This window comes from Bradyrhizobium sp. SZCCHNRI20481, from assembly GCF_032485055.1.
In the GTDB taxonomy this organism is placed as follows: Bacteria; Pseudomonadota; Alphaproteobacteria; order Rhizobiales; family Xanthobacteraceae; genus Bradyrhizobium.
Genome location: NZ_JAUEUE010000015.1, coordinates 202,145 through 211,540, shown reverse-complemented (window position 1 = coordinate 211,540; position 9,396 = coordinate 202,145). Strand labels below are relative to the sequence as shown.

8 protein-coding genes, 1 tRNA gene and 1 pseudogene are annotated in these 9,396 nt (G+C 66.8%); 3 read left to right on the top strand and 7 right to left on the bottom strand.

The annotated features are described in order from the left end of the window. Positions 1 to 250 (top strand): annotated as a pseudogene (locus QX132_RS24420) (GntR family transcriptional regulator); the annotation flags it as partial. A 19-nt stretch (positions 251 to 269) separates the two neighbouring features. Here QX132_RS24420 and QX132_RS24415 read toward each other — a convergent pair. From QX132_RS24415 to QX132_RS24405, 3 genes are all read right to left on the bottom strand, one after another. Next, positions 270 to 1,889 (bottom strand): hypothetical protein, encoded by a 1,620-nt coding sequence (locus QX132_RS24415; RefSeq protein WP_316163081.1) that lies wholly within the window; start codon positions 1,887 to 1,889, stop codon positions 270 to 272. A gap of 151 nt (positions 1,890 to 2,040) precedes the next feature. After that, positions 2,041 to 3,549: a bifunctional class I SAM-dependent methyltransferase/glycosyltransferase family 2 protein gene (locus tag QX132_RS24410; protein ID WP_316163080.1), complete on the bottom strand. Its 1,509-nt coding sequence runs from the start codon at positions 3,547 to 3,549 to the stop codon at positions 2,041 to 2,043. A 365-nt stretch (positions 3,550 to 3,914) separates the two neighbouring features. Beyond that, positions 3,915 to 4,412, bottom strand: a complete 498-nt coding sequence (locus tag QX132_RS24405) for a YchJ family protein (RefSeq protein ID WP_315770675.1) — start codon at positions 4,410 to 4,412, stop codon at positions 3,915 to 3,917. Positions 4,413 to 4,914: 502 nt separating this feature from the next. Between QX132_RS24405 and QX132_RS24400 the strand changes: the two genes are divergently transcribed. Further along, a complete protein-coding gene (locus tag QX132_RS24400; RefSeq protein WP_315777265.1) occupies positions 4,915 to 5,949 on the top strand; it encodes a hypothetical protein in 1,035 nt (344 codons plus the stop codon). A 40-nt stretch (positions 5,950 to 5,989) separates the two neighbouring features. Here the strand turns inward: QX132_RS24400 and QX132_RS24395 are convergent, their stop codons facing one another. Next, positions 5,990 to 6,325, bottom strand: a complete 336-nt coding sequence (locus tag QX132_RS24395) for an MmcQ/YjbR family DNA-binding protein (protein ID WP_316163079.1) — start codon at positions 6,323 to 6,325, stop codon at positions 5,990 to 5,992. A 190-nt stretch (positions 6,326 to 6,515) separates the two neighbouring features. Between QX132_RS24395 and QX132_RS24390 the strand changes: the two genes are divergently transcribed. Next, positions 6,516 to 7,124: a hypothetical protein gene (locus tag QX132_RS24390; RefSeq protein ID WP_315777267.1), complete on the top strand. Its 609-nt coding sequence runs from the start codon at positions 6,516 to 6,518 to the stop codon at positions 7,122 to 7,124. A 114-nt stretch (positions 7,125 to 7,238) separates the two neighbouring features. Here the strand turns inward: QX132_RS24390 and QX132_RS24385 are convergent, their stop codons facing one another. From QX132_RS24385 to QX132_RS24375, 3 genes are all read right to left on the bottom strand, one after another. Continuing rightward, positions 7,239 to 7,997 carry a DUF2786 domain-containing protein gene (locus QX132_RS24385; protein WP_316163078.1) on the bottom strand — a complete coding sequence of 253 codons (759 nt, stop codon included), beginning with the start codon at positions 7,995 to 7,997 and terminating at the stop codon, positions 7,239 to 7,241. A 49-nt stretch (positions 7,998 to 8,046) separates the two neighbouring features. Beyond that, a tRNA-Ser gene (locus QX132_RS24380) sits at positions 8,047 to 8,136 on the bottom strand. A 245-nt stretch (positions 8,137 to 8,381) separates the two neighbouring features. Next, on the bottom strand, positions 8,382 to 9,041 hold the full coding sequence (locus QX132_RS24375) for an outer membrane protein (protein ID WP_316163077.1): 660 nt from the start codon (positions 9,039 to 9,041) through the stop codon (positions 8,382 to 8,384). Positions 9,042 to 9,396 lie beyond the last annotated feature (355 nt).

Sequence of the window (9,396 nt, the reverse complement as noted above, 5' to 3'; positions counted from 1 at the left end):
CTCCTCGGTGATGGTGTCGGTGTACGAGCCGGCGGCGCAGTCGATCTGCGCGGTCGACGAGCACGGCGCGATCGTCGCGGCGCTACGCGACCGCGACCTGATGCGCGCGATCGCGGTGTCGCGCGAGCACTTCCTGCATGTCGAGGGCCGGCTGCGGCTCGACGAGTGCCCGGCGCCCGACGGCGCGGATCTCGCGGCGATCTTTGCGCCGGTCAAGCCACGCCGCAGGGTGCGCTCAGGATTGTCTTGACGCTCCTGAGCGTCGGCCGTCACGTCCTCGGCGGGCTGTTCGGCGGCGCGCACCAGGGCAGCGCCATCCGTGGCATGTAGTGGCCGCTCCACGCGCAGACCTCCTCAGGCCCCCTGCGCTTGAGCGCCATCTTGACCGGCTCGGCCTGGCTGATGCCGACATGGAGCGCGAGCAGCGCCGCGCCGATCGGATAGGCGAAGCGGGAGAAGCGCAGGTCCGCCAGATGATCGAGCAGGACCATGCCGGCAATGATGATCAGGGGATCGGTGAAGACGAAGTACTCGACCTTCAGCCCGCGGCGGACACCGAGCGTATCGATGCCGATAGCAGCGAGCATCAGGAGAATGGCCTGGATAGCGGCCTGCCTCTCACCGCGGCGCCAGGCCATGACGATGCCGGGGATGATCAGCCAGGTCAGGAACACCGTGGGCCGCGCCGATGTTTGCAGCACGAAGGTGTAGCGCCTGATGACCCCGAACAGCCCGGACAACAACAGCCCGATCGCACCGCTCAGGCTACCGGCGGCATCTGGCGCGTCGACAAAGGTGATCATCTTCTCCAGCGGATTGAGCACGACGACGACATCGTTGACGTCGTAGCTCAGATCCAGCGCGAGCAGGCCGATGGCGGCGCCGGCGACCATCGCCAGTAGCGCCGCAACAGTTTCGGCCGCGCTCACGCGCCACAGCCACGCGAAGACGACCATGCAGGCCGCGATCAGGCCGAGCAGCGCGAGCTGATAGACGCCGAAGCGGCCCAACAGCATGGGTTTGAGGCCGGCAGCCGTTGCGTTGACAGGATCGAAGCCGGCGACGATCAGGGGCCAGGCAGCGCTCATGGCGAGCAGCGCAGCGATCCCGGCGACCAGCACGGCCGCCCAGGCGCGCGGCGATTGCCAGAACGCAACGCTTCGGCTCGTCGCCGTGCCGAACGGCAGCACCAGCACGGGGATCGCGGCGATCAACAGGATCGCATGGACCTTGTTCTCCAGACCGAGCGTGCAGAGCGTGGCGGCGAGCCCGATCGCAAGCGGACGCGCGAGGCTGGCGCGGCGCGCCGCCACGATCAGGATCATCAGCGCGAGAATGCAGAACGACGCCGCCATCATCTCGCTGCGCAGGATGCGCAGATGCATCTGCACGCCGCCGGAAAATACGAAGGCCGTGACGGCGAGCATGGCGATGCGCCAATCGGACACCAGCCGGCGCGCCAGCCAGGCAAAGGCCAGGATGAGGCCCGCCGCCGTCAGCAGCGCGGCGACGCGTCCGGCATGGACGGCGCCGGTCATCGCGACATCGAAGGCAGCGTGATCGGCGGGGATCGCCGACAATGTCCAGGCGTCGAGCAGGCCGAGCCGATGCAGCAACGCGAACCAGGTCTCGACCGACAGGATGGTGAGATAGGCCGGGTGATCGAAGAAGGCCTGCGCGCCGCCATCGTTGATCGCGAGCGCGTTGTAGATCACCATGAAGTCCATGTCGGCATTGCGCCAATAGACGGTGAAATAGCCGACGGCCAGGAACGACACGAGCGACAGCAGCAGCGCGACCGCGACGCCGCCGTGCCAGCCGAAGCGCGTCAGGCGATCGAAGGCGTCACGAGGCGGATTCGATGTTTTCGTAATCGTTTTCTTCGTCATGCGCGGGCTTGTCCCGCGCATCCACGTCGTCCTTCCTCGGCGAAAGAAGGCGTGGGAGGCCGGGTCAAGCCCGGCCTTGACGACGTAGGTCGATTGGCGAACGATCGGCGCAGCCTCCTCTGAGGCTGGACACCGCGAACTCCCGTCATCCTCAGATCGCCTTGATCTTGAAGAACGCGAACACGACCATCTTGAGCAGCATCCAGCCGTGGCGGAAGCGGGAGATCTGGGTCTCGCCATAGCTGCGCGCGGCGTAGCGGATCGGCAGGTCGATCGATTTCAGGTTCAGCTTGGAGGCGCCGAAGATCAGGTCGAAATCGCCGAACGGATCGAAATCGCCGAAATAGGCCTTACCGGCCTTGAGCCTGACATAGTCGCTGCGGCGGAGCACCTTGGTGCCGCAGAGCGTATCGGTGTAGCGCTGGTTCAAGAGCCACGAGAACAGATAGGAGAAGGTCTTGTTGGCGATGAGGTTGAGGAAGCGCATCGCGCCCTCGTCCATCGGATAGACCAGGCGCGAGCCGTTGATGAACTCGCCCTTGCCCGAGCGCAGCGCCTCGAAGAACTTCGGCAACTGCTCCGGCGGCATGGTGAGGTCGGCGTCCAGAATCATCAGCACGTCGCCGCGTGCCGCGTCGAAGGCCGTGAACACCGCGTCGGCCTTGCCCTTGCCGGGCTGCCGCATCAGCTTGATGTCGTGGTCCGGGAACGCCTGGCGCACCCGCTCCATCTCCTCATAGGTGCCGTCCCTGCTGTGGCCCTCGATGAAGATGATCTCGATGTCCGGGCAGAACGCGGCGATGCGCTGCACCGCGGGCTCGATGTTGCCGCGCTCGTTGCGCGCGGGGATCACGACGGTCGCCGAGCGGACGTCGTCGCTCACGCAGCGGAGCGAGCGCGACACCAGATAGTGCCGCAGCGACAAGGCGCGCAGAATCGGGAGCACGCTGAGGAAGCGGTTGGCGAAGCGGCCGAGGCCGTAGAGCCGCAGCGGCGACAGCACGCGCTGCTCGGATTTCACCGGATCGAAATCGGCAAGCTGCGCGAGATTGCGCAGGTCGGCCGGCGACAGCACGTTCTGCTCCGGCTGCGGCATCCGCAGGCCCAGTGCCTCCGCAGCCTTCAGCAGCGGATACCAGAGGTGCGAGAAGTAGCCGATGACGAGGCGCGTCTCGCGCGTGCACAAGGGGTGCAACTGCTCGATGAACTGCTGGCAGTCGTCGAGCGAACCGATGGTGTCGAGCACCAGAATGACGTCGAACGGGCCGGTGGCGGCGGCGAGCGTGGCCGGATCCTCCGCGTCGCCCAGAATGAAGGTCAGCTCAGGATGCCGGCTGCGGGCGATCTTGATCTGCTTTTCGCTGAAGTCGATGCCGACGCCGTAGGACGGCGCGAGCGATGCCAGGGTGTCGCCGAGGCCGCAGCCGATCTCGAGCACGCGACTGCCCGGCGGGATCAGGAAGCGCAGATAGCACGCGTCCTCGCTGTGAAAGAACGCCGCCTTGTCGCGCCAGCCGGCGCGCGCATCGGCGAAATCGTTGGCATGGTCGAGGATGGCCGCCTTGCGCGGTGACAGCGCCTTCGTTGCCGACGACAGGGTTGCGGCAACCTGCGACCGCTCGCGTTCGTCCTGCCGGACCTCTTCGTCCAACTCCGCCACCTGATACCACCCCTGTTAGGAACTACGTCCTTCTAGGCCAGCCCGGTTGGGCGGAGTCAAGGCGGCGGCAGAGAAGTCCTGCGCTCTGTTGGCATCGTGGCGCCCCCGCTCTGACGCGCGACGGAAACGAGCAGACATCGGCCAGCCACATTGAGGCCGCCGCGATCGTTCGCGCCGCATACCTCCGATCTTTGCATCTCATTCGCGCTCGCAACTAAGCGGGCGCGGGAAGACCGGTGACGCTGGACCGTCGTTGCCAGGTTGGCGCCGGCACCAACGGCTTGAGCGCCCGCGCGCCTGCCTTCGCGGGGCACGGAAGCACCTGACGAGCCCGCAGTCGCGCCCCCTCCTATCAACAGCTGCGCTCACCGTCCGCAGCAGAATTTGTATTTCTTGCCGCTACCGCACGGGCATGGATCATTGCGGCCGACCTTCGCGGTGGCGGCCGCCCGCTTCGGCTGAGTGACGACGGCTCGCGCGTCACCCTCGACGAAGCGCCAGGCGCCGTCGTCGTCGCGGCGAAACTGTGAGACCTCGTGGTGCTCGATGGTCTTGCCGGCCTCGCGATAGGTTGCGACGAAGCTGACGACGCCGTCGGCGTCGCCGGGCTGGCCGCGGACCGACGAGACGATACGCAGGCCGAGCCATGTCGCGCGCGTCGCCCAGGTTCTCGCCGCGGCGGCATCGAACGCGCTGCGACGGTCGGCGGCGAGCGTCGATTCGATGTAGCCGATGTCGCCGCGCGTATAGGCCGTATAGCGCGAGCGCATCAGAGCTTCGGCCGTCGGCGGGCGATCATCACCTTGGAGATAGCGACCGCAACAACGATCGTAGGGAAAGCCTGAGCCGCAGGGACATTGCATGAGACGACGACGGAGCTCCACATTCGAGGTCCTACCATAGCGCGCCGCGAGGCCGAGGCACCCGCGCGTTCGCCCATTGAACAAGAAGGGCGTCACTTGCGGTTGTGACCGCAAAGACGCAGTTCTCGGTTGGCGATCATCCGATATGTGAACGAGGACCTGGCACCGTTTCGAAACCGGCGAATCCGTGTTAACCATTGGTTAAGAACAAGGGTGTTGGGCGCACGGCTGACCGGCCCGGCCCCGCGCGGACCAGAACCTTCCGGGCGCCGCCTCATTACGTGGCGCTTGTGACCGCAAGCCCTCCGCATCATCGGCGGATCAGGGCGCGTGAGACGCCAACGATTTCTTCGCGCGACGCCAGCCCGGCCGCAACAACGAAAGCCCGCTTCGAGGCGGGCCGCTGCTCGATTCCCGATCAAACGTGCACCCGATGCCGGCGCGAGACGCGCTGCGTGCAAACGCAGCGTCGCGCCCATCACCACCGATTGGAGCAGCCCCGATGGCTGATGAGTCCGTAGTCGCATCCATCATTCCCTGGCAGCAGCCAAAGACGGCCAAGCCGCGTCCGAAGCGGGCAAAGGTGGTCAAGCCGCGTCCGCGTCCCCGAGCCGACAAGGCGGAGAAGGCCAAGACGGCGGCGCTGGACGACGAGATGCTGGCCTCCGAGACGCTGATCATGCCGGACTTCCTGGAGTTCGTGAACGAGCCGGCGAAGAGCCGGGCGGCGGCCGAGCCGGCACGGACGGAGGCCGCCGCGAGCGCGGCCGCCGCGGCGATCCCCGCAGCAACCGCGCCGACGACAATGACACCACGGGAAACGCCCGCGGTGATCGAGGGCGAGGTCGTTCCGGCCGCCGCGCCGGTCACTCCGGCCAAGGTCGCACGCGGACGCCTCACCGCCTCGTCGATCCTGCTGCAACTCGCCGCGCTGGCGCTCGCCGCGGTCGGCATGGCGATGAACGGCTGGTTCGCGCATTCGCTCGGCTCGAACAGCACGGCCGGCTGGATGTTTCTCGCGGTCGGGGTCACCGCCGACCTCGTCGCGCTGGTGATGCCGACCTGCGCCGCGCGGCTATGGCAGGGGCGCCATCGCGCCTCGGCCCTGACCGGCTGGACGGTGTGGCTGATGACCTTCGTGTTCGCGGTCACCGCCGGCATCGGCTTCGCCTCGACCAACATCAGCGACGTCACCTTGGCGCGCGCCTCCCGGGTCACGCCCGCGGTGCAGGCCGCACAGACGGCGCTTGCGGATGCAATGACTGCGCGCGACCGCGAGTGCAAGGGCGGCGTCGGCAAGTTCTGTCGGGAGCGCGAGGCCGCCGTCGCCGAGCGCCGGCTGGCGCTGGACGCGGCGATGTCCACGGTCAGCCAGACCGCCGATCCGCAAACCGAGGCCGCGATCAAGTTGGTGGCCTGGGTGTCGCGCGGCGTGGTCAAGCCCTCCGCCGAGGACTTCATCATGCTCCGCCTGATCCTGCTGGCGCTGCTGCCGCAGATCGGCGGCATCCTGCTGATGGTCGGGCGGAGGGTGTGAGAACCCTTTCGCCGCCTGCGAATTTCGTTGCGGGGGCGGCTCAGCGCCTGTTGCGGCCGCGTGACCCCTGCGCACGATGCGCGGCGCGCCACGCGCTCTCGAGCACGGGGCGCAGGCAAGCGGCGTCGACATCGGCCAGCGACACGGTGGTCCAGCCCTGATCACCCCATTTGTTCGGGACCCGGCGAAACACGCCGGGCTGCAGGACGGCATAGTGTTCCTGCTCGTCGGGCGTGAGCAGGACGTTGGCGGATGCGCCATCAGCGGCCAGGGTCGCAAATGTCCGGTGCAGCTTGAACGCAGTGCGATCGAAGTGAGGCGCCTCGGTCGTTCCGGCGAGCGACAAAGCGAGCGTACGAAATTCGTCACCGGTCATCTCGACGCGCCTCGTGCGATCATATTCGAACCATATGACTAGCACCGGCCATGGCGGTCCGCCATGCGGGGCGCACTGCCGCCCTGCACGCGAACGTGATGCCCGGCACCCCGGGGCCTTGATGCATGTCAAAACTATACGACGCCGTTTCTATATGGCTTGCCGCAGGATGGATCAGAGGAGAGCGGCCATGCCGGCACAGAGCACGATGCAGGTCTACCTGAACTGGGCCAGGGAGCGCCTCCACGAGATGGATGCCGCGCTGGCTTCGCTCGAAATCAAGGCGACCGAGGCCGAAGCGGCATCGAAGGCCAAGGCGCAGGAGATCATGGCGGACCTGAAGAAGCGCCGTGGCGATCTCGAGGCCCTGCTCAAGACGCAAGCCGAAGCCGGCGAAGCCGCGATGGCCAGCGCGAAGACCGAGCTGGACGCGCACTGGGCCGGATTCGAGGCGCAGATGAAGGCCTATTTCGACGCCGCCGGCAAGCAGGCCGCGCAGCAGCAGGCGACCTTCAAGGACATCGCCGCCGCGCAGGCAAAGGCGTGGCGGGAGTCGGCCGACAGGTTTCGCGAGGCGGCGGCCAAGGTGACGACGGTCGGCACCACCGATCTCGACGCCGTGCTGAAGCAGCTCAAATCCGACGCGGCGGAGGCCGGCGCCCATCTCGAGAAGCTGAAGCAGACCGGCAGCGAATCCTGGTCGGTGTTCAGCGCCGCCCTGAACGAATCCCGCAAGGCGTTCGACCAGGCCAACCAGGCGGCCTGGAATGCGTTGAAGGGGCCGGGCGCGAAGAGCTGAGGGCATGCGCTACCGACGATTGCTGCAGCCAACGCTGGTGGCCTGCTAATGCCATCAGCGGCCGATCGGGTCGGACATGCCAGCGATAACGGCAACGACCGTTAGGGACTGAGTTCAGTTCCCTTTCGGTCCATTACGTTGCGGCGCTCCGCTGACGCCCGGACTGATCGCGAGCGTGGTGCCCGCGGCACCTCCAGCTTCATAGGCCGTCGTCGACACCATCCGGCTCCTACTACGGGCCGAGCGCAGCTTCAGATCGAGCTTGTCGAATTCGGCATCGACCACCGAGGTCTTGAGCACGACCAGGCCGCGACCGCTGCTCTGGTTGACCTGGTCCCGGGCCGCCTTCATCGCCACCAGTCGGTCGGCGATCGACACCACCATGCCGAGCGCGAAGGAGGCGTTGGCGAGATGCCGGTCCTGGTGCCGGAACCGGCGGTACTCGGCCGAGGTCTTGAAGCGACCGAGTTCGGCGCGCACGGCGTTGTCGATCAATTCCGCCAGGTAGTGCGCAACCTCGACATCCGCGGGGAGACCGAAGAACACATAGCTCGCTTCGCCGGCCGGATTCTTCTCGCGCCAGACCCGGCAATCGCAGAAATGCGCGATCGCGCCGATGCAGTCGTCGAGCGGAATGCGCTTCTTGCGATGGGTCTCGTAGACCTTGCGCTCGCACGCCGACGCCCGCAGCTCGAGGTCCGACAGCGACAGGTCGTGGCGATCGAGCAGCTCGGCGACCTTGGCGGCCGCGGACAGCGCCTCGTCCTCGGTGCAGCCATTGGCGATTGTCTTCGCGCGCAAAGCCTGAATGCGGGATTTCAGCTTGTCGAGCGCAACAGGATCGGAGGCGGCAGGATCGAACGTCTGGCTCACCGATCACGGCTCATATGAAGCCCCGCTGGGAGGTGGCGGACGGGGGAACTGGCGGAGAGGGAGGGATTCGAACCCCCGATAGGCTTGCACCTATGCCGCATTTCGAGTGCGGTGCATTCAACCACTCTGCCACCTCTCCAGGCGCAAATCAGGGGCGAGCCCCCGGGTCGGGCGTCGTTCTAGGGCACGATGCAGGGGGTGACAAGGCAGCCGGCCGAATTTTTCCCCGGACCGTCGCGCGGCGCGCGCAGGCCGGTTGCGGTCCGCTCGGGGAAGCGAACCGCTCGCGCGGGTCGGTCGGCTATACCGCCCGACCCGCGCGTCCCAAAGGCCCGAGACTGACGCGTGGGCCCTTCGAACACCGTAGATGCTGGTGCGCTCCGGTCAGCGGAACAGGTCGAAATGGTAGTTCACGCCGGCCCGCACCGTGTGGATCTTGGCTGCCCGCCAGTCCGGCAGACCGTCGTGCTTGAGGTCGGTGTAGAGATATTCGAGCTTGGCCGACCATTTCGGCAGGAACGCCCATTCGGCACCGCCGCCCGCGGTCCATCCGATCTTCACCTTGTGGATCGGACCGTCCTTCAGCTCGCCGGCCGCGAGGCCCGCAGTGCCGTACAGAAACAGCCGTTGGTCGAGCAGCGTGACGCCGGCGCGGGCGCGGCCGGAGGTCAGCCAGGGCGCACTGATGGCGGGATTGACCAGGTCGCCCTTGCGCGACAGGCCGGTGAAGCCGAGGTCGTTCTCGATGCCGACCACGACGAGCGGCGAGAGCTGGTAGTTGTAGCCGGCCTGCAGACCGCCAATGACCCCGGACAGCTTGCCGTCATTGCCGCTCGCAGTATTGGCGAACCCATCATTGCCGGTGAAGGCACCGCCGACATTGGCGCCGGCATAGAAGCCGGTCCAGGAGAACGGCGCCGGCGCAGCCGCATAAGCCGGCGCCTTGTACGCGGTCGCCGGCAGATCCGCCGCCTGCGCCCCGCCGCAGGCCAGCGCGGTCACCGCCAGGGCGGCCAGCCAAGATCTCGCGCCTCTGATCGTCATCTGCTCATACTCCGTGGGGGCGCGAGCGCGCCGTCAAAATCCCACCCCATTTGGGATGCCCTCTTATAAACCGACTAGACGGTTTGTAAATACGGACTGGTATCATGCCGAGGATTTTTTGGTCGTTGCAGGCCACGATGGCTGGCGGAGGTCGGAAAGGACAAGCAAGAGGGTGGGACCGCCGTACGCTGACACATACCGGCGGTCCCGTGTCGCTACATCTTGGGGAAACCGACGGAAGAGACGGGGGTCAATCCGGCCGGCCTGAGCGACGCCGGCGACCCTGGGCCATCTGCGCGTGCATCGCAATGTGAACCGTTCCTTAACCTAACCAGTCAAGGTTACCGGGTTTCAG

Excerpts from the sequence above, each read along its gene's own strand:
- QX132_RS24390 (WP_315777267.1), top strand. The coding sequence starts at position 6,516 with ATGCCGGCACAGAGCACGATGCAGGTCTACCTGAACTGGGCCAGGGAG.
- QX132_RS24375 (WP_316163077.1), bottom strand. The coding sequence starts at position 9,041 with ATGACGATCAGAGGCGCGAGATCTTGGCTGGCCGCCCTGGCGGTGACC.
- QX132_RS24405 (WP_315770675.1), bottom strand. The coding sequence starts at position 4,412 with ATGCAATGTCCCTGCGGCTCAGGCTTTCCCTACGATCGTTGTTGCGGT.
- QX132_RS24415 (WP_316163081.1), bottom strand. The coding sequence starts at position 1,889 with ATGACGAAGAAAACGATTACGAAAACATCGAATCCGCCTCGTGACGCC.
- QX132_RS24395 (WP_316163079.1), bottom strand. The coding sequence starts at position 6,325 with ATGACCGGTGACGAATTTCGTACGCTCGCTTTGTCGCTCGCCGGAACG.
- QX132_RS24400 (WP_315777265.1), top strand. The coding sequence starts at position 4,915 with ATGGCTGATGAGTCCGTAGTCGCATCCATCATTCCCTGGCAGCAGCCA.